Genomic DNA, 18,714 nt, shown 5'->3' on the forward strand with positions numbered 1-18,714 from the left:
CTACTCCCTCACCCAAACTTCTTGAATTCGTTGCACTTGGTTAATACCTGAACCACAAATGGCAGTAGATTCAATTTTGAAAAAGCCAACACCATCTAATACTCCGATCTGACTGCAAGTTAACTCATCGACGGTACAGATAGTCGACATACCGCTACTCACTTGGTTTGAGTTTAAGTTGCTACACCCAGTGCTCACACTGGTTGAAACCGCAGGCGAAACCGTTAGTGGATAAACTTGAGTAAGTGCCCACTCATTCGCGGAGTGTGCAAGCAGCCAAGCCTGAGTTCCAAGCTGCTTACGTGTCAATGTATCGTGATTTGACCACTGGACCTGTACTAAAGAAGTCGCGAGGAAGCCCATCACCACAATAACAAATACTGCGACGACCAAAACACTGCCTTGTTGAGATGATTTTCTATGGCGCATTGAGTACCTGCACATCTTGTTGGTAAACGCTTACTTCACTGTTTTGCTCAAGCACTAGATCGATGTGAATCACGCCACCTCGCTGCAAGCTTGGCTCTTCGTAGCGGAAGTTACTTTGAGCATAATTTATGCTATCCGCAACGGTGATTCCATTGCGCTGAATTAGGCCTTGGTTCTGAACGGTATCATTCACTAAACAGTAACTCACCGAAGCACTCTCATCGTAAATATAATGGCGTTGAGCAATAGACTGGCTGCTAAGGCTAACAGAGTTAACGGTAAACACATTACTCGTGGAAACTAAACCTGAGACTGAAATCCGTTTACTCGAACCAGCTCCAAATTCAGAATAAGTGGTGGGATTAATAATGAGGTAATCGCCGGCATCTAACGTGGGCGAGTCTTGCCCGATAATAAAATCAAGCTCATCCGTCGATTCGTCAAGGTGATAAAAGCCTGAGTATTTAATAGCGTAAAAGGTGAGACATTTTTGAGCAAAGGCCGAAGTAGGGGTAATACTCGAATCAAAACTGTTGGGAACCGCGTGACTGATTTCTCGCGACATTTTCTCAACAACAAATTGCCCTTTCACTTGCACCTTTTGCCGGTCAATCGTCTCAACATACCCTTTCATGCCATATTCAACAAAACCTGCGATAGCGAGACCGATGACGGCAACCACAACAATGGTTACGATCATTTCTATTAGAGTAAAACCACGTTGCTTCATTAGTAGTTCCCCTTATAGGCAATCACGCTGTAGCGGTTATTACCACCAAAGATCTGTACTTCAACGCGCTTCATCGTACCAATAGTATTATCGTTAGTTCCGTCCATGTTTTGATCATACACCACCGAAATCTCAACACGAAAATTGGCATAACTGTCTTCAATATTTTCGTCTAGGATATTAGCGAGCGGGTACTTCGTTGATGAGACACACGCTGACTTCGTAGTATCGGTGTACCAACAACCGATATAGTCATCAACATCATTGAAAGCTGCGGGGGTTGCCTCTGAACCATCCACTCCGAGTTCATTCGGAGCAGAACAAGCGGTCGCACCTGCATCGCCACAGCGCACCAGACCACCATCAAAATCACTATGTTCGTCAAAGCCACGCGCCAAAATTTGATTCATCAAACTCTGCCCTAACGCCACTGAACGATTTTGATAGTGTGGGTCGGCCGAGCTTGCAATTTGTGGTGCCAAAAAGCTGGTAATCGTGACCATCGCAATGCCCAATACGATAATCGCAACAATGCTTTCAATTAGAGTAAAGCCACGTGAGCGAATCATAGGCACGTCCCTTCACGCACATAACCTTGAGAATTAATACAGACTTGGGCGCTATTACTCGAAGTGGTTGAGTTAATCGTAATGTTAACCCCAGCGCTCACCGAAGGGTTACCCAATAGATCAAAGTCGATAATAGTATTCGCTGGAGAAAATGAGATGTCGGACTCTCTCACATAATCACTACGGGCATCGGCTTGCGATTTTTGAGCACTATTCGATAGATTCAAACTGCAAGCAGTTACTGAGCCTAGACAATTACTATTAATTGCAAGACGAAAACTGTCATTAGCAGCAGAAACGTTTGATTGCATTCGGTTCACTTGAATTTGGCGAATAACGGAGATGGCCTGCTCTTGCGCAGTAAAAGTAGAATAGCTAGAGGTACCAGCGAAGCGACTTGCGGCAAAGGTGGAAACAATACCGAGGATAATGATAACGATGATCAGCTCTACCAGAGTAAAGCCTTTAGATATGGTACAGCTATCCATAGTGAGCCTCTAACTGCCTAGCGAATACTGATTATACAAGATAACGAAACTTACGATCTTATGTATATGAATAGTTTTGATATTTGTGTAGCAGATGGAAAAAAGGCCAGCACAGGTGCTGGCCTCAATTTTAACTGATGTGCTAAGGAGCACAGTTTGAGTCTTCTACCATGTTTGCTGTTGCTTCAACGTTAGCTGCTGTTGCTTGGGTATATACAACACAGTTAGTAGTGTATCCATTAATACCAAACAATGCTGATGTAGCGCCGCTTGTCTTAATAAATTCAAAGTCCTCATCAGTACCAACACCTTGAACGATTGCTGAGATTGCTGTCGATGACGCTTCAGGATATCCAAAAACAGTCTGAATACTTTGAGTACCAAAACCAGTGCTAACTGGACCTGAAGTAGATTCAATACCTGCGATTGCAGCCTTACCGTAAATAATACCTGAAGCACCTTGAATAGCCCCAGCTAGACCTTCAAGAGTTGCATTTTTTGCATCATCTTGCAGGTTTAGGAAACGTGGTGCCGCAGTTACAGCAAGAATACCCAGAATAACAATTACAACCACTAGTTCGATTAGGGTGAAACCGCCTTGTCTTTTCATAGTTAAGCTCTCTCTATGTTTAATTTTACGCAGACTTACTGCAAAGTTACGGTCACACGACCAGTTTTAATTTCGTAAACAAATTGGTGCTCGGTACTACCTTCTAATTGAACGTAAGTACACGTTGCATCACCTGAATTCGCTTGCGCTGAATATTTGTAATTTGAGCCACTAGCAACAGCTGAAACCGCACCAACTTTAGGTGGATTTTGCAGCAAGTTTTTCATCAACTCAGAACAGGTTTTATCTGAAATGTCTTGTGGTGCAGTGCTCGAATCGTTGTTCAGAGTCCATGGATAGCCGTCTCTAAAATCGGTATCGACATTGTTACTGTTCTTTGATCTTGTTAACCAAAAATCAACACCATCATAATTTACAGTATTGTATGTTTCAACACCAATCTTCTCAGATGGTCTAGCTTCAGCTTCCCATTGTGCTCGTGCCGACAAAACGGCGGTTGCAAAACCACCAGCGACACCTTCAATGCTTGATTTTTTAGCCTCATCTGTCACGTCGAGGAAGCGGGGTAAAGCAGCTACCGCCAATAAACCAACGACCACGATGACGATGACTAATTCGACAAGGGAGAAACCCTTTTGATTCTTAAGCATTTTCTACCTACTCATCTAATTATTAACGCGCATTATACATTCGCGCACGTATAAAACCATACAAAAACTGTCAATATTTTCACAAAGCCAAAATATTGGCTTTCACACTAAACCTTTCTTTCTTGAGTAATATATCTATCTGATACTTATCACTATAATGATAACGACAATGAAACTGTATGTTATCACTTTTATCTTCAACACTCGGTGAACTGAGCCCTAAAATACTATCTTGAGGGTATAATTCCTCAAGCCAATAATGACAGTCTCGCTCATCTCCTTGAATCGGCATTATCCAGCCTGTTCGGCTATAACTTTTAAGATGTTCCGAGCCATTGTCTTGCTCAGCACTCGATAACAAATACTGTTGTTTGAACAGGTTTGCTTGCTCTAAAATTCGCTTGCTCGCGACGATCAATGCCGTGTTAGTCGCTTCTTCTTCTACCGTTTTAAAGGCAGAGAGCACCCCCACAATAAGAAAAAGAATAACGACACTCCAAATAACAAAACGTGAGCGTTGTAGGTTATTTAGCATTCCCTAGCCTTTGATTGCATCCAGCATTCCCCACATAGGTAGGAAAATACCCAGGGCTAAGATCAGCACCATACCAGCCACAACCACCAATAAAATAGGTTCGATCCTTGCGGTTAAGGTCTTTAAGTCATAATCGACTTCTCGATCATAAAAATCGGACACCTCAAGCAGCAACTCATCAATACGACCGGTTTCTTCACCCACCGAAATCATTTGTATCACCAGTGGGGTGAAAATTTCGCTATTGATCGCTGTTGAAGAAACCGTACTACCGGCTTCTATTGCGGCTTTCATAGCTTGTACCCTCAATTCAAGGAATCGGTTATCCAACGCTTCCGCAGACAACGATAGCGATTGATTCAGTGGTACACCGGCTTTTAGCATCAAGGCAAAAGTACGAGAAAATCGCGAAAGTAGCGCTCGATTCACTACCCCACCAATCACGGGTATTTTTAAGCGTAACCTGTCCCACTTTTCCAATCCTTTGTCTGTCTTAACCCATGCTTTGAAAGCAAAAATAAGACCAAAGATAACGGCGAGCATTAAGCCCCAATAATTTACAAAGAACTCCGACATACCAATTAAGATACGAGTTGGGAGCGGCAGGTCGACACCAAAGCGCGCAAACATACTAGAGAACTGTGGAATAACCTTAATATTGAGAATGAACATCGCGACCAAAATAAAGCTGATCACAAAGGTTGGATAACGCATCGCTGTCTTGATTCTCTTACGAGTCTCAACTTCTTGTTCGTAGTATCCAGCCAGTTGTAACAAGGCCTGGTCTAAACGACCTGTGTTTTCACCAACACCGATCATCGATACAAATAATGGACTGAACACTTTTGGGTGCATCTGCATCGACGCCGATAGTCCACGACCATTGGTCAATTCCGCAACCACTTCTTCTAAAGCCGCTTTCAACTGTTTGTTTTCGCAGTTTTGGGTGAGGCCTTTCATCGACCTCAATAAGGGAACACCCGCTTTAGTGAGGCTGTATAACTGTCGGCAAAACAGAACTAAGACTTCTAGAGGCACGTTAGGAGAAAACAAGCTAGATACGTCCATATCTAACACTGAACCACCACTTTTCCCCAGTTTGATAGAAGTAGGAATGATCCCCTTGCTCATCAAGCTTTCAGCAGCAAGATCTTCGTTATTCGCATCCAACTGGCCAGTCACTTGACTGCCATCAGAACTACGACCTACATAACGATACGTTGGCATACTAGTCTACCCTTACAGATAAATTGGATCGGTTGCACCGGAGGCATCGCCTTCACCAAGGTGCATGATCTCATCGAGGCTCACGACACCTTGCAAAGCCAGTTCCATCGCAGAAGCCAACAACGGTTTGTAGTTTTTAGACCGCCTTGCCGTTTGAGCAAAGCCAACCGCATCATTCGCTCTGAGTGCATCCATCATGTCTTGCTCTAGCTCCAACATTTCAAATACACCAATACGCCCGCGATAACCGGTTAGGTTACAGTTCTGGCAACCACGACCTTTCATGAATGGCACAGCCACTTGATTAGGGAAACGTACGCTCAACCATTGCTTGCGAGGCTCATCCAGTTCATCCTCAATCTTACAATCAGTACACACTTTACGAACTAATCGCTGTGCCACTACCGCTCGAACCGCACTCGCGACCAAATAACCGGGAGCACCCATGTCCATCATACGCAGCGCACTGTCTACTGCATCATTGGTATGCAGCGTACTTAAGACTAAGTGACCGGTTAATGCTGCCCTTAGGCCAATCTCGACAGTTTCGTGATCACGCATCTCACCAATAAGGATGATATCGGGATCCTGACGAAGGAAAGTTCTGAGGATAGTAGAGAAATCGAGATTGATCTTAGGGTTTACCTGAACTTGGTTTACGCGAGGAAGACGGTACTCGACCGGGTCTTCCGCAGTAATGATCTTTTTGCCCGGCTCGTTTAATTCGCTTAGCGCACCATAAAGGGTGGTTGTTTTACCTGAACCCGTCGGGCCAGTGACCAAGATCATGCCATGTGGGCGGCGTAACTGTTGACGAAGTCGAACCAACAGATCACTTGGTATTCCTGATGCTTCTAATTTACGAAGGCCGGCTGATTGGTTGAGAAGACGCATAACCACAGACTCACCATGTTGCACGGGCATAGTCGACATACGAATATCAACAGACTGACCTTTGGCTCGAATGTTAAAACGACCATCTTGAGGAAGACGCTTCTCTGAGATATCGAGGTTTGCCATTAACTTCAAGCGCAGTACGAGTGCAGAAGCAATATTGACTTCATTCAGCAGTGTTTCATGCAGCACGCCATCAATACGCTGACGAAGACGCAATACGTTTGAATCTGGCTCAATATGAATATCAGATGCACCGACTTGGATTGCATCTTCAAATAGCGAGTTGATCAGCTTAACGACCGTAACTTCGTCACTGTCTTCACCTGCAATATCAAAATCAAAGGCGTCATTGACTTGGTGTTCGGCATGAAGCTGCTCGGCGAAAGACGCTATTTCTTTGGTTCGGCGGTAATAGCGATCAAAGCCATCCACTAATTGTCTTTCTTGAGCGACAACGAATTCAAGCGCGTAGTCACCTAGTTGGCCAAGCAAAGATTCCTGAGCAAACAAGTCCGCAGGATCACTCATGGCGACACGTAACGTATCGCCTTGGCGTCCAATCACCAATGCACGAAGACGACGAGCATGTACTTCAGGTAAAAGCTGTACCGCTTCAACATCAACAACGGCTCGACTTAAATCAATGAGAGGAATAGCGAGTTGCTGAGACAAGAAACTCAACATCTGTTGTTCTGATAAGAAACCAAGTTCAATCAGCGCATCACCTAGCTTACGACCGGTACTTTTTTGAGCAGAAAGAGCTTGTTCAACTTGGGCCTCAGTGATGATTCCCTCTTCGACGAGCAAATCACCTAGCCTTTTTCTTAATCTAATTTGCATCGCCACTCTCCTCTAAAGCTTTGATTATTTTTAAGCGGTCACGCACAAAGTTTTGCGATTGAGATGAGATTCCAACTCTGGTTAAGGCACCTTGGTACGACTCTTTTGCAGCAGAAAAATCAAGTTGACGCTCTTGTTGAATCGCAAGGCCAAGCCACCAGCGAGCATTATCTGAATCAACCTCGACTAACTTTTGGTAACTCTCGAGCGCGATGTCTTCTTGCTGAGATTTTTGACTCAACGCCGCACGCATAGCTAAATAATCTTGAGTAGGATTTGGTGGCAGGTGGATTAACGGGCTTAAAGCTGCTTCTGCTTGGTTAGCTTTAACCAGCAGTTTAGATAACCCTAATCGCAGTTTTTCACTGTTGATGTTGAGCTTGATACCAGACTGATACAACTCATAGGCTTTACGAGTGTCACCCTTGCCAAAATAGAGAATCGCGAGTTTCTGACGGACATCTTCATTTCGTGGCGTGTAACGCAAGGCTTCGGTGTAACCTTTCAAAGCACCAGTAAGATCATTCGCATCAAGTGCTTTCTGAGCTCGCCCTTGTGCATTCACTGATAACTGCTCAGGTGTTAGCTCTACCTGCTCAATCAACATTTCGCTATTTGCCGAACTGTCAGAATATTCTTTCTCATTAGAGATAGGAGCCGGATCTTTTTTTGCCACGCTAGCAACGTAAATCGGCTTTGGAATGTCAATGTTACTCGCTTTAGCCGTGCTTAACGGTTTAGGCGTAACGTCGGGAGTTCTTGCTTTAGAAGTACTCGACGTTGGCTTAACTTGAACGTTATTTGCCGCTACTGTGCTTTCTGCTGAGCGGGGCGTTAAATCTAGCGTCACTAATTTCTTGGTTGGCGATGAGAGTGTTTGAGTAACAACATCCTGTACTTCTCCCGAACTCTCTACGACAGAGACCTGAACTTGTGCATCTCGAGTTGAGATTGAATGTTCAACGGCAGGGCCTTGTGATATCGCCCAACCGCCCATCGCTAAGCTCAGAGTGAAACCTGTCACTAACCAAACCAATGGGGAGCGTGTTTTTACTTTAGGCACCACTGCTGCTTCAATCGAAGTCGCTGATTTTTTCTTTGCCAATTCAGACAAGGCGTTATTTATGACGCTCATAATTAATTCCAACCCCACAGTATTGGCGTTTTAAATTTAGGCTTACATACATCGTAAGTTTCATGCATGGCTGAAAACAGGTGCTGGTTGTCGATACTTTTCTTATCTTCACTGAACGAGAGCAAAAGAGACTTATGGCATAGTTGATTTATCAATCTTGGAATACCTAACGATGAGCGACAAATCGCCTTTTTTTGATTCAAACTGAACAATTCAGGATTACCACCAGATTTAACAATCCGATTATCAATATACGCCACCGTTTCATCGAGAGTCAGCGGCCTCAGTGTTGAACTAAACGTGATTCTTTGACGAAACTGCCTAAGGTGATAAGCCTCTAATCGAGCATCCAACTCAGGCTGCCCTAATAAAACAATTTGCAGCAGTTTCTTATCTTCAGTTTCAAGGTTACCGAACAACCTTAATGTTTCGAGAGCTTCATCCGATAGAGCTTGAGCCTCATCAAGAATCGCTACCACTCTTAAACCTGAGTTGTGTAACTCAATGAGCTTATGCTGAATGTTATCAACTAAGGTTGCTTCATTATCGATAGTCAAACCCAGCTCTTTAGCAACAGCTTGGCGTAAATCAGCACCAGAGAGCACAGGGTTTGGCAGGTAAATAAGAGCAGTACAATCATTTAGGTGATTGACCAACATCCGACAAACCATGGTTTTTCCAGTACCAACCTCTCCGGTGACCTTAATCACGCCCTCGCCCATTTCTAACGCCGAGATCACCGTCTGAATCGCTTCGAAGTGAGGCGCTAAACCATAAAATAAATCGGTGTTCGGCGTTAAGGTAAATGGCAGTTGTTCAAAACCAAAGTGAGCTTGATACATAAGTGACCTAGCTTAGTTAGATACTGCCAATCTACATGGAGAAGATGAGTCGCTACTCTTCATCAGGGAACCATTCTTGTAAAAGGTCTCGAGAACGCTCCAACTCAGATTGCCAAGTATTGACGCCTACAATGGTCGGTTTCAATAAAATCACAAGCTCAGTTTTTTGAGTTAATTGACTGGTGTTGCGGAACAAGTGACCGAGTGCTGGGATATCACCAAGGAATGGGACTTTAGAGGTCACATCACTGGTATTTGATTTCATTAACCCACCAATCACCACAACATCTCCATCTTTGGCTCGAATCACTGAATCAGACTCACGAATAGAACTTTTCGCCAAAGGAAGTTGCACCAAGCCCGTCGTGGAACCTAGGTTGAGCTCTTTCACTTCTTCCTCTACTTCAATAACGGCTGGGTGAACATGTAAGAACACACTACCTTTATCGTCTATCTGAGGGGTCACATCTAAAGAGATACCAGAGAAGAACGGAGTTAATTCAACCTCAGGTGCGACATTCGCGTCATCACCACTACCGACCGAACTTGATAAATCTGTTACGTAGTATTCGTCGGTACCCACTTTAATAACCGCTTTCTGATTATTTGCCGCCGTGACTCGCGGGCTCGATAGAACATTAAGGTCACCTTGAGTGTCCATAAAGCTCAAAACTGCTTCAAAGCTGCCATCTGAAATCGTTACGTTAGTTTGTCCGCCTAACAAAGAGCTGATTGCATCTAACGGCGGTAAAGTACTTGCCGGACGATCAATTACAACGCCACCGCTGCCAATCGACTTAGACAAATTCGACCAGCTAATTCCCTGTTGGTAACCATCACTCAAAGTGACTTCCATGATCTTGGCTTCTAAGATAACTTGACGTTGCAAACGCTTCTGAGAAATACCTAAGAACTCTCGAACCTCACGAATTTCGTCAGGGTAAGCACGAACCGTAATCACACTGGCTTGCGGGGTTACCACTACGCTTTGCCCATCACCAGAACCAATGAGGTGAGCAACTGCCGCTTCAAGCTGTGGCCAGAAATCACTTTCAGAGGTCGTTTCAATCTCTGTTCCACCATTCGATGTCGAATTCGATGAGTTAGAAGAGTTGGATGAATTTGACGAGTTTGAGTTCGAGCTTGAAGAGCTCGATGAATTCGAATCTGAGTTAGAGATCGTGCCTGTGGTGATGGTCGTCAATGAGCGACCTGAACGCTTCACTTGTAAGTAATCAACCGGGATCGTAACCGTGCGCAGACCAGCAGGGTAAATCTGAATAACTTTGCCACGTTTTTCTATATCGTAGCCATACATATCCTGAGCAACAGCCAACACTTCATCTAACGTCACGTCAGTTAAATTAAGAGTAAGGTTTCCAGACACTCCAGGGTGAATAGCCGCGCTGTATTCAGTGCCTTTTACCAAGCTAGCAAAAAAGGTTCTCGCTTCAACACCTTTAGCTTGAATACGAAAACGCTTAACGGTTTCCATACCCGGAGACATGGCATCAGAATTAAGCTGAGGCATCAGGTCATCTTGTACCGACGAAGGAAGATCACGAAGCGCTTTGCTATTCGCTTCATTAATCGATTCGTTTAAAGACTCTTTGATCTCAACGGGATCTCGATGCCCCATCGAACAGCCGACTAAAGATGACACTAGGATTGCTACTACAAGTTTACGCATGTCTTCACTCTAACCTTAATTATTCTTAACATCTAAAGAGAACATCTCTAATTTCCACTGCTTAGAGCTTCTCTGCAGAGTGACGTATTCTGGATCTATGTTCTTAACTCGGTACCCTCTGATCGTTTCTCCTTGACCGAGAATCTGACCATTCATAATGGCATAGCAAGGTGTATCGCCTTTGCACACAATACTTTCTAGAGAAGGTAAGCGATAACGAGTTGGCGCCTTTTTAGCTGACGTTGTTTTTTGTTGTGGCGTCAACCAACCTAATGGCGCTGTAGGGTCCTGTTCGGCCCAAGCCATTTGGCTACTAAAAAGTAATGACAACAAAAGAGTTCTAACCACCGATAAACTCCTGTCTGGTACCTAGTGTGTAAACCTCAAACACCAGTCGAGCTTTAGGATATTCTTCGACCGAATACTGAAATGTGCGCCAGTAATAACTGACAGGAAGAGACTCAAGCGCTTGAAGATAAGCGGAAATATCAAAGTAACTGCCCGTTAATTCCATTCTTACAGGGTGAAGAAAGTAGCCTGAATATTCACTGGTCTCTTGATTATTCGAAATTGCTTCTGGTTTTAACGACTCTAGCGATTCGAGCTTAAGTCCATTTCCGGCATTAAGAACACTTTCCAATAACTGAGACATTTGAGAAGGCGTGATCAGTCCATCGACAATCTGGGAAAGCTGAAGTGACAGATCTTGGCTCTCCACCAGCAGTTTTTTGTACTCTCGATTAATGTCTTTGTCTGGGTCTTTGTTTAACTTAGCTTGAAGAACGAGCAACTCACCTTGCTGTCTCTGGTTTGCCTGAGTCAGATTCATCGTCTTTGCATTTTTAGCCTGTAAATCGAGATACGCAGGCTCAACCAACAAGGTGAACAACAACATGAATAGTCCAACAAAACCACACACGAAAAGTAGCCATTTTTCTCTCTGACTTAATGCAAGAAACTTATCGCTGAGCTGGTTCCACTGCTGCATTATTTACTCTCCCTGCGAGTACTTAGCTCAAACGTCACCACATCCTGATCATTGCGACCAATTTTTAGTTTTTCAAAAGCACGTCCAACTAAATTAAGCTCACTTTTAAACTGACCAATCCAGTTAGGAACCACATTTGCGTTACGAGCAAAGCCACTAAGATCTAAAGTATCGTGAGTCATGTAGATGTGCGAAAGAGAGATGTCATTTCGGCCTAATTTAGCTAAGGAATTCATGACGCCAGAATACCCGACTTGTTGTGATTCGTCGTATTGTCCTACCGCCTTCAAAGCCTCTTTTTTAGCCTGAGTCTCACGTTTGAGACGCGCAACTGCCGCCACTTTCTCTGGAGACGGTTTGTGCTGAGTTAACTTACTATTCAATTGGTTAACTTGCTTGTTAAGCTGGTTCGAGTCATGTTGCAAAGCTGTTAGGGCTTTATCTAGATTAGAAGCTTGATACTGCATTACAAAGTAACCACCAAGTAGCAGTACACAAACGAGCCCCCAACTCGCAACAACATTGGTCAGCGTAAAATATTCTTTCTTAGGCTTGAGATGTTCAGGGTAAAGATTGACATTAAAAGCCTCTTTTTCAGCCGCGAGCTTAACCAACAAACTCTCTGAATTATCACGCTCACCTTCAACGAGCAGAGAAACTGTCGAACTCAATGTGTTATTTAACGCGCCTTGTAACTCAGACTCATCTTCCTCATCACAGCAGATTTTCAACTGATGAAGTTGAGTACCTTTAATTTGAGAAGAAAGGTAATCAATCGAGCGTTGGAGTTCTAGAGCAAGGCCATCTAACTGCAGAGCGCTTGATGCAACACCCGTTAAAGGTGGAACAACACTACGGATGGTTCTTTGAAAGCAAACAGTATTTTCAACAAACGCACCCAGCTTAAAGTGTGAATTGGCGCTGCGCTGCAAAAGGATGAAATTAGACAGTTCGCCAGCACTGTAACCCCAGATTTCATCTTCAGGAGCAACGCCTATTAATTCAACCTGAACCGAATTAGCAATATTCAAAAGCTTGTCTAACAGCTTTTTAGGCAGAACATACACTTGCAGCTTATTCGACGTCGGTAACGCGACTGCACTCGCGATAATTTCAGTCACTCTTTCAGAGACAAGATCTTTGAGTAAAAAAGGCAAGGCAACCGACCATTCACTCTCTGGAATGTCCGGTTTATCAATTTGGTAGGTTTGGTAGTAATTAGCACAGACAATCAGCTGGAGGCTATTACAGGTAAACGCCTCACTGCTAAGCGATTTCTTTAGCGCACTCTCCCAGTCCCCATTAACCACGGGAATGCTGGTTACTTGAGGTTCTTGTTCTGTCGATGAAATATAAATGGCATCGTTGCTTAACATGACAACTTGAGAGCTGCCTTTATTATTCGTTGGCTTTATCTTGTCTAAAATCGCTTTAAAATTCATTGTTAACTACTACTCTTACGCCATCGATTTCTTCGTCCAACTTTCACAACAGATTCCGCTTTCGCGACCTTTTCAGCTTGATTAGGCAAAGGGATAATTTGTTGTTCTTCGTCGAAATACCTCCCTTGATAGCCGTTAATGCCTAACTCTATCAAGGTGTTCTTTTCTTGTTTTGTCTCGACTCCAACGGCAATAACTTGAGTTGGGGAGTCACCGCATGCCCCAATTAAGCTTCGGACAAACAGTTGGTTTTCATGCCTTTGATCGATTTTCTTTATTAAGCTTCGATGAAGCTTAATGTAATTGACCTTTAAGTCTTTTATATAGTGAGTGCTAACAATGGTTCGTCCCGCTTGGCCAACCACCACTTTACACCCTAAACCTCGCAGCATCTTTGCCACCGGTCTCATATAATCAAGGTGGGCAATCAAGTGCCCTTCTGGAAACTCAAACGCAAGCTGAGAGCGGTGCTGAGCAGAGAGTTGTAACAACTCACTTCTAAACCACTTAAAATGCTGTTTATTCGCAAATGGAGTAACATTCAGATTCACCGAATAGTTGAGAGGCTGAGTTGACTCTTTCAGCGATTTCAACAATACCTTTAGAACCGATTGGTCCATTTGAGCTTGATAACCCACTTGCTCTACCGCAGGCATAAATCGAGACGATTTCAATAAACCTTTATCAGGATCCTGAATTCTAGTGAATATTTCTCTATGTAATTCATTAGCTTGACCAGATTCCGGCATAAGATAACATCGCTGAGCAAAGATTACTAAATTTTCAGGAAGCAGCGCTTTATCCAATAATGTTCTCCAACGAACACTGCCTCTATCCAACTCATTTGTATTCTGCTTAGGGTAACGGCTCCAGTTATTAATACGCTCCAGCTGGGCACTCTTTAATGCTGTTTCCGTTTCATCCATGATCTGACTGTGACGCTCACCTTCGGTATACATGGTTACGCCAATATGGCACCAATTATCAGAATCTAAAGGCTCTGGCGGGGTTAGTTTATCTAACTGTCTTAAACACTGAGCCGCCAAGGTACCAATATCTTTAGCCCCTTGATGCGGAATAAATACGGCAAAATCAGCATCGTAATAACGAGAAAAAATGACATCAGGATAGCGTTGAACAATATTCGACAATACTTCGCCAACTTCGATAATAAAGCCGTCAGTGATTTGCTTGTCATTAACATCACGAACTTGCTCCCATTCGTCGATACGTATCAATAACACACCACCTCGAGCACCGCTTTCATGCAAAGCCGATTCAAGCTTGTTATCGAATAAGACTCGGTTTGCCGTGCCTGTGAGTTTGTCTAGGAAGGTATGGGTACGAATAAAGGTATCGAAGCGGCTTCTTTCTTGACGAGCATCTTGCAGCTCTTCGATCAAGACATCCAAGGCTTCACTTGCCGTGTATGGCCATTCAAGTTCATCTCCCTTTGCATAAGCCTCAACTTGCCCTGCGAGGATCATTCTTCCTCGCTCTTCCAAGATCTCAGAACCCATCAACTGTTCCTTCAACCAACGAACACCACGAGCCAGACAGAAAAGGATCAATGCAACTGCCAAAGTAATTGACCACATTGCTTCCATTGAGTAGCTATAACCAATATAAGGAGGCAATGCTTTAAACTCGATTCGATAACCTTCATTGCGCTCTAAAATGAAGCTTCTTTCATAAAGACGGTTGGGATCAATTTGTGGGGAGGTATCTTTGAAACGATAAACGATGCCAGTCTGGTTCGAGAGTTTCATCTCAACAATATTGCTCGCCTGCAACATCTTAGGCATCCAACGCTGCATTGAATACGCGGCGTCAGGATCTTCCATCTCTTTATCTACAACGTCGACAATACCAACCAAATAATGGTCTAAATATTCCTGTCCGATACGCTTAAAGGAAAGTGTGCCACCAATAAAAAGAATGAACATCGCACTGATCACTATCACAGTGACAAATGCGACCAATCGAGTGCTCAATTTTAGTGTCGGGGTATATCTCATGAATAACGAAATCCTTTTCAACTCACATTATACCGTATTGCTACTTATACTATAAATTGACGTTGTAAATAAAGCGTTAAGAATTCTAGGTAACAAAAAGCCGCGATAAACGCGGCTTTTTCCAATTTAATACTGTCTTTATAATATATTAAAAACAGAGCTTAAAATGGGATGTCATCATCAAAATCCATTGGCGGCTCATTATATTGAGGTTGAGCCTGCTGAGGAGCTTGTTGAGGTGCTTTCGGCTGCTGTTGAGCTGGAGCACTGTATTGTTGTTGTGCTTGTTGCTGCTGTTGTGGCTGCTGTGGCTGACCCCAACTACCTTGCTGTTGGTTGTTACCCATACCACCTTGAGCAGGAGCACCGCCTTGAGCACGACCGCCAAGCATTTGCATTACACCGTTGAAGCCTTGAACAACGACTTCTGTTGTGTAGCGATCTTGACCGCTTTGATCTTGCCATTTACGCGTTTGAAGTTGACCTTCAATGTAAACTTGAGAACCTTTACGTAGGTACTCACCAGCAACTTCCGCCAGCTTGCCAAACAGAGCAACACGGTGCCATTCTGTTTTTTCACGCTGTTCGCCAGTTGCTTTATCACGCCATGACTCTGACGTTGCAATGGTAATGTTCGCTACTGCACCGCCATTGGGCATGTAACGAATTTCAGGGTCATTACCTAGGTTACCCACTAATATAACTTTGTTAACTCCACGGCTAGCCATGATTTGCTCCGTCTAAATTCATAGTCTCAGAAAATTTTAGCGCACAAGAATAGCATGCTTTTCTGCAGTGATAAATCGCATTCCTATTCTCGCCTCACTACAAAGAATAAAAACGTAACAAATCATGATATTCAGAGCGATGTTGCTTTTTTCTCCACTTACAAACCACTCATTTACTTTGATAATTGATATTCAACGCAAGTCACCATTAAGGCGCTAGAGAAGCGAAAGCATGCATGACAACGTGAAATCTCATCCCAGTTCAACAAGGAATTTCAATGAGAAAATCTCGATACGCTCGCACTTTGCATTTTCTGTGCATCGACCCAAACGACACCTATCTACATGTAAAAGAGATAGAAAAGCACTTATCTATTATTCTCTACAAAATGACACCGGACGATTTGATGTTATTTGATCGAAAGCAGAGCAACCGAATTTTACTGGTTGATTACAAAGAGGTGCCTCGATTAATCAACCTTCATCCAAATCTACTTGTGATGTGGAAAAATCATGAGATCATTCTATTCAACGTCCCCAAAGCTCTTCCTACATCGGAGTTGATTACGTTTGGCGTATTAAAAGGTCTCTTTTACAACACTGAAGAGAAAGCCAAAATAGCGAAGGGGCTTGAAGAGGTCATTAATGGAGACAACTGGCTACCTAGAAAAGTGGCAAGCCAATTACTCTTCTACTATCGAAATATCGTGAGCACCAATACCACCCCTACTAATGTCGACTTAACCATTAGAGAGCTGCAAGTGATTCGCTGCCTTCAATCAGGCTCATCAAACACGCAAATAGCCGATGACTTGTTTATTAGCGAATTCACCGTCAAATCTCATCTTTATCAAATATTTCGCAAGTTAGCCGTTAAGAATAGAGTCCAAGCTATTGCATGGGCAAACCAGAACTTACTTGCATAATTGATCAGCCTCTTAAACTGACGATAATTTTGAGGAAAACTCTAGTGAACCATACGGATTGTTGCTGAATTTTCGACATAACTTATGCTAGAGTTGCCCTCAGAAATATCAACCACTCAGGTTGAATCCATAATTATTATAGATAAAGGGTCTTATCATGATCAAAAAGTGCCTTTTCCCGGCAGCTGGCTACGGTACTCGCTTCTTACCAGCAACTAAGTCAATGCCGAAAGAAATGATGCCTGTCGTCAACAAACCTCTGATTGAATACGGCGTTGAAGAAGCAATTGAAGCCGGTATGGATGGCATGTGCATCGTGACTGGCCGTGGTAAGCATTCATTGATGGACCACTTTGATAAGAACTACGAGCTTGAGCACCAGATCAGCGGCACCAATAAAGAAGATTTGCTGATCAATATCCGAGAGACGATTGAAGCAGCAAACTTCACGTACATTCGTCAACGTGAAATGAAAGGCCTTGGCCACGCTATCTTGACGGGTCGCGAGCTTGTGGGTGATGAACCTTTTGCAGTAGTACTTGCTGATGACCTTTGTGTTAACGAACAGCAAGGCGTACTGGCTCAAATGGTTGCGCTATACAAACAGTTCCGTTGCTCAATCGTTGCTGTACAGGAAGTACCTGAAAACGAAACACACAAGTACGGTGTTATCTCTGGCGAAATGATTAAAGATGACCTTTTCCGTGTTGATGACATGGTAGAAAAACCAGAACCAGGCACTGCGCCAAGCAACCTAGCAATCATTGGCCGTTACATTCTGACTCCAGATATCTTTGAGCTTATCGAGCAGACTGAACCAGGCAAAGGCGGCGAAATCCAAATCACTGATGCATTGCTAAAACAAGCAAAAGCAGGTTGTGTATTGGCTTACAAATTTAAAGGTCAACGTTTTGACTGCGGTAGTGTTGAAGGCTACATCGAAGCAACAAATTACTGCTTTGAGAACCTATACAAAAAAGACCAGCAACAAATCGAGCTAGGTAAGCACTCAACAACAAAAGAAGCTTAATCGCTAATTTTGGCTTACTCGCTGTTTAGCTATTGATCGGCTTAGCTATTTAGCTATTTAGCTATTTAGCTATTTAGCTATTGAGTTAACAGCAATTAGCGGTTGGTTAACAGCACATTAAATGATTCCAAGGGTGACTCAAAAGAGTCGCCCTTTTTTGTTTACTGTTTTTTTATCCAGTAAAACTTTGCACAAATCTCACTCTATGTAATACTTTAGCCACTTAAAATTACATGGTCTATTGAGATGGATAAAATAGAAATTAGAGGCGCTCGTACGCATAACCTCAAAGACATTAACCTAACCATACCCCGTGATAAGCTGACGGTTATCACTGGTTTATCAGGTTCAGGAAAGTCGTCACTTGCGTTTGATACTCTCTATGCGGAAGGTCAACGTCGTTATGTTGAGTCTTTGTCGGCTTACGCCCGTCAATTTCTATCTCTTATGGAAAAACCCGATGTCGACCACATCGAAGGTTTATCTCCAGCCATCTCGATAGAACAAAAATCGACCTCTCACAACCCTCGTTCAACCGTCGGTACCATCACTGAAGTCTATGATTACCTAAGACTGCTTTACGCGCGAGTCGGCGAGCCACGCTGCCCTGATCACAATATCCCCCTCGCAGCGCAAACCATCAGCCAAATGGTCGACAAGGTATTAGAACTGCCTGAAGGCTCAAAGATGATGCTGATGGCACCGATCGTCAAAGAACGTAAGGGTGAGCATGTAAAGACACTGGAAAACCTCGCTGCGCAAGGCTTTATCCGAGCTCGTATTGATGGCGAGACTTGTGATTTGTCCGATCCACCCACATTGGAACTGCACAAGAAGCACACCATTGAAGTTGTGGTAGACAGATTCAAGGTTCGTCCTGATCTTCAACAACGTTTAGCCGAATCGTTCGAGACCACATTAGAGCTATCTGGTGGTATCGCTGTTGTCGGTTGGATGGATGATAAAGAGCAAGAAGAGA

19 protein-coding genes and 1 pseudogene are annotated in these 18,714 nt (G+C 43.6%); 3 read left to right on the top strand and 17 right to left on the bottom strand.

Annotated features, from left to right (window positions below; all coding sequences use genetic code 11):
* From AACR09_RS22965 to AACR09_RS23045, 17 genes are all read right to left on the bottom strand, one after another.
* Complete coding sequence (locus AACR09_RS22965) at window positions 1-429, bottom strand: MSHA biogenesis protein MshP (RefSeq protein WP_193835754.1); 429 nt, start codon at window positions 427-429, stop codon at window positions 1-3.
* The gene (locus tag AACR09_RS22970) at window positions 419-1,159 is read right to left on the bottom strand and encodes a prepilin-type N-terminal cleavage/methylation domain-containing protein (protein ID WP_193835755.1); all 741 of its coding nucleotides are present in this window, start codon (window positions 1,157-1,159) and stop codon (window positions 419-421) included. The genes AACR09_RS22965 and AACR09_RS22970 overlap by 11 nt, the downstream gene beginning before the upstream one ends.
* A complete protein-coding gene (locus AACR09_RS22975; RefSeq protein WP_193835756.1) occupies window positions 1,159-1,728 on the bottom strand; it encodes a type IV pilus modification PilV family protein in 570 nt (189 codons plus the stop codon). The genes AACR09_RS22970 and AACR09_RS22975 overlap by 1 nt, the downstream gene beginning before the upstream one ends.
* Window positions 1,725-2,216, bottom strand: a complete 492-nt coding sequence (locus AACR09_RS22980) for a prepilin-type N-terminal cleavage/methylation domain-containing protein (RefSeq protein WP_193835757.1) — start codon at window positions 2,214-2,216, stop codon at window positions 1,725-1,727. The genes AACR09_RS22975 and AACR09_RS22980 overlap by 4 nt, the downstream gene beginning before the upstream one ends.
* A gap of 142 nt (window positions 2,217-2,358) precedes the next feature.
* Window positions 2,359-2,826 carry a type II secretion system protein gene (locus AACR09_RS22985; RefSeq protein WP_193835758.1) on the bottom strand — a complete coding sequence of 156 codons (468 nt, stop codon included), beginning with the start codon at window positions 2,824-2,826 and terminating at the stop codon, window positions 2,359-2,361.
* Window positions 2,827-2,861: 35 nt separating this feature from the next.
* A complete protein-coding gene (locus AACR09_RS22990; protein ID WP_193835759.1) occupies window positions 2,862-3,437 on the bottom strand; it encodes a prepilin-type N-terminal cleavage/methylation domain-containing protein in 576 nt (191 codons plus the stop codon).
* A 79-nt stretch (window positions 3,438-3,516) separates the two neighbouring features.
* Window positions 3,517-3,972 (bottom strand): MSHA biogenesis protein MshF, encoded by a 456-nt coding sequence (locus tag AACR09_RS22995; RefSeq protein WP_102571777.1) that lies wholly within the window; start codon window positions 3,970-3,972, stop codon window positions 3,517-3,519.
* A 3-nt stretch (window positions 3,973-3,975) separates the two neighbouring features.
* On the bottom strand, window positions 3,976-5,199 hold the full coding sequence (locus AACR09_RS23000; RefSeq protein WP_193835760.1) for a type II secretion system F family protein: 1,224 nt from the start codon (window positions 5,197-5,199) through the stop codon (window positions 3,976-3,978).
* Window positions 5,200-5,211: 12 nt separating this feature from the next.
* Window positions 5,212-6,936: a GspE/PulE family protein gene (locus tag AACR09_RS23005; RefSeq protein WP_076645615.1), complete on the bottom strand. Its 1,725-nt coding sequence runs from the start codon at window positions 6,934-6,936 to the stop codon at window positions 5,212-5,214.
* Window positions 6,926-8,071, bottom strand: coding sequence for a tetratricopeptide repeat protein (locus AACR09_RS23010; protein ID WP_193835761.1), 1,146 nt, complete (start codon window positions 8,069-8,071; stop codon window positions 6,926-6,928). Before AACR09_RS23010 ends, AACR09_RS23005 begins: the two co-directional genes overlap by 11 nt.
* A gap of 2 nt (window positions 8,072-8,073) precedes the next feature.
* A complete protein-coding gene (locus tag AACR09_RS23015; protein WP_017080856.1) occupies window positions 8,074-8,913 on the bottom strand; it encodes an ExeA family protein in 840 nt (279 codons plus the stop codon).
* A gap of 52 nt (window positions 8,914-8,965) precedes the next feature.
* The gene (gene mshL, locus AACR09_RS23020; RefSeq protein WP_017078840.1) at window positions 8,966-10,603 is read right to left on the bottom strand and encodes a pilus (MSHA type) biogenesis protein MshL; all 1,638 of its coding nucleotides are present in this window, start codon (window positions 10,601-10,603) and stop codon (window positions 8,966-8,968) included.
* 15 nt (window positions 10,604-10,618) lie between these two features.
* A complete protein-coding gene (locus tag AACR09_RS23025) occupies window positions 10,619-10,951 on the bottom strand; it encodes a hypothetical protein (RefSeq protein WP_004735948.1) in 333 nt (110 codons plus the stop codon).
* Window positions 10,944-11,591 (bottom strand): type 4a pilus biogenesis protein PilO, encoded by a 648-nt coding sequence (gene pilO, locus AACR09_RS23030; protein ID WP_017092364.1) that lies wholly within the window; start codon window positions 11,589-11,591, stop codon window positions 10,944-10,946. The genes AACR09_RS23025 and pilO overlap by 8 nt, the downstream gene beginning before the upstream one ends.
* Window positions 11,591-13,033 (bottom strand): MSHA biogenesis protein MshI, encoded by a 1,443-nt coding sequence (locus AACR09_RS23035; RefSeq protein ID WP_193835762.1) that lies wholly within the window; start codon window positions 13,031-13,033, stop codon window positions 11,591-11,593. The genes pilO and AACR09_RS23035 overlap by 1 nt, the downstream gene beginning before the upstream one ends.
* Before the next feature lie 2 nt (window positions 13,034-13,035).
* Window positions 13,036-15,051, bottom strand: a complete 2,016-nt coding sequence (gene csrD, locus AACR09_RS23040) for an RNase E specificity factor CsrD (protein WP_193835763.1) — start codon at window positions 15,049-15,051, stop codon at window positions 13,036-13,038.
* Window positions 15,052-15,212: 161 nt separating this feature from the next.
* On the bottom strand, window positions 15,213-15,779 hold the full coding sequence (locus AACR09_RS23045) for a single-stranded DNA-binding protein (protein WP_017078845.1): 567 nt from the start codon (window positions 15,777-15,779) through the stop codon (window positions 15,213-15,215).
* Window positions 15,780-16,057: 278 nt separating this feature from the next.
* Here AACR09_RS23045 and AACR09_RS23050 point away from each other — a divergent pair, with 278 nt between their 5' ends.
* From AACR09_RS23050 to AACR09_RS23060, 3 genes and pseudogenes are all read left to right on the top strand, one after another.
* Window positions 16,058-16,705 carry a LuxR C-terminal-related transcriptional regulator gene (locus AACR09_RS23050; protein WP_017078846.1) on the top strand — a complete coding sequence of 216 codons (648 nt, stop codon included), beginning with the start codon at window positions 16,058-16,060 and terminating at the stop codon, window positions 16,703-16,705.
* A 157-nt stretch (window positions 16,706-16,862) separates the two neighbouring features.
* On the top strand, window positions 16,863-17,735 hold the full coding sequence (galU, locus tag AACR09_RS23055; RefSeq protein WP_004735975.1) for a UTP--glucose-1-phosphate uridylyltransferase GalU: 873 nt from the start codon (window positions 16,863-16,865) through the stop codon (window positions 17,733-17,735).
* 246 nt (window positions 17,736-17,981) lie between these two features.
* A pseudogene (locus AACR09_RS23060) lies at window positions 17,982-18,714 on the top strand (excinuclease ABC subunit UvrA); the annotation flags it as partial.

The organism is Vibrio sp. OPT20 (genome assembly GCF_963889365.1).
Taxonomy (GTDB): Bacteria; Pseudomonadota; Gammaproteobacteria; order Enterobacterales; family Vibrionaceae; genus Vibrio; species Vibrio splendidus.

Bases quoted from the DNA above. Each gene is read 5' to 3' on its own strand.
- AACR09_RS22965 (WP_193835754.1), bottom strand. From the start codon at position 429: ATGCGCCATAGAAAATCATCTCAACAAGGCAGTGTTTTGGTCGTCGCA.
- AACR09_RS22970 (WP_193835755.1), bottom strand. From the start codon at position 1,159: ATGAAGCAACGTGGTTTTACTCTAATAGAAATGATCGTAACCATTGTT.
- AACR09_RS22975 (WP_193835756.1), bottom strand. From the start codon at position 1,728: ATGATTCGCTCACGTGGCTTTACTCTAATTGAAAGCATTGTTGCGATT.
- AACR09_RS22980 (WP_193835757.1), bottom strand. From the start codon at position 2,216: ATGGATAGCTGTACCATATCTAAAGGCTTTACTCTGGTAGAGCTGATC.
- AACR09_RS22985 (WP_193835758.1), bottom strand. From the start codon at position 2,826: ATGAAAAGACAAGGCGGTTTCACCCTAATCGAACTAGTGGTTGTAATT.
- AACR09_RS22990 (WP_193835759.1), bottom strand. From the start codon at position 3,437: ATGCTTAAGAATCAAAAGGGTTTCTCCCTTGTCGAATTAGTCATCGTC.
- AACR09_RS22995 (WP_102571777.1), bottom strand. From the start codon at position 3,972: ATGCTAAATAACCTACAACGCTCACGTTTTGTTATTTGGAGTGTCGTT.
- AACR09_RS23000 (WP_193835760.1), bottom strand. From the start codon at position 5,199: ATGCCAACGTATCGTTATGTAGGTCGTAGTTCTGATGGCAGTCAAGTG.
- AACR09_RS23005 (WP_076645615.1), bottom strand. From the start codon at position 6,936: ATGCAAATTAGATTAAGAAAAAGGCTAGGTGATTTGCTCGTCGAAGAG.
- AACR09_RS23010 (WP_193835761.1), bottom strand. From the start codon at position 8,071: ATGAGCGTCATAAATAACGCCTTGTCTGAATTGGCAAAGAAAAAATCA.
- AACR09_RS23015 (WP_017080856.1), bottom strand. From the start codon at position 8,913: ATGTATCAAGCTCACTTTGGTTTTGAACAACTGCCATTTACCTTAACG.
- mshL (WP_017078840.1), bottom strand. From the start codon at position 10,603: ATGCGTAAACTTGTAGTAGCAATCCTAGTGTCATCTTTAGTCGGCTGT.
- pilO (WP_017092364.1), bottom strand. From the start codon at position 11,591: ATGCAGCAGTGGAACCAGCTCAGCGATAAGTTTCTTGCATTAAGTCAG.
- AACR09_RS23035 (WP_193835762.1), bottom strand. From the start codon at position 13,033: ATGAATTTTAAAGCGATTTTAGACAAGATAAAGCCAACGAATAATAAA.
- csrD (WP_193835763.1), bottom strand. From the start codon at position 15,051: ATGAGATATACCCCGACACTAAAATTGAGCACTCGATTGGTCGCATTT.
- AACR09_RS23045 (WP_017078845.1), bottom strand. From the start codon at position 15,779: ATGGCTAGCCGTGGAGTTAACAAAGTTATATTAGTGGGTAACCTAGGT.
- AACR09_RS23050 (WP_017078846.1), top strand. From the start codon at position 16,058: ATGAGAAAATCTCGATACGCTCGCACTTTGCATTTTCTGTGCATCGAC.
- galU (WP_004735975.1), top strand. From the start codon at position 16,863: ATGATCAAAAAGTGCCTTTTCCCGGCAGCTGGCTACGGTACTCGCTTC.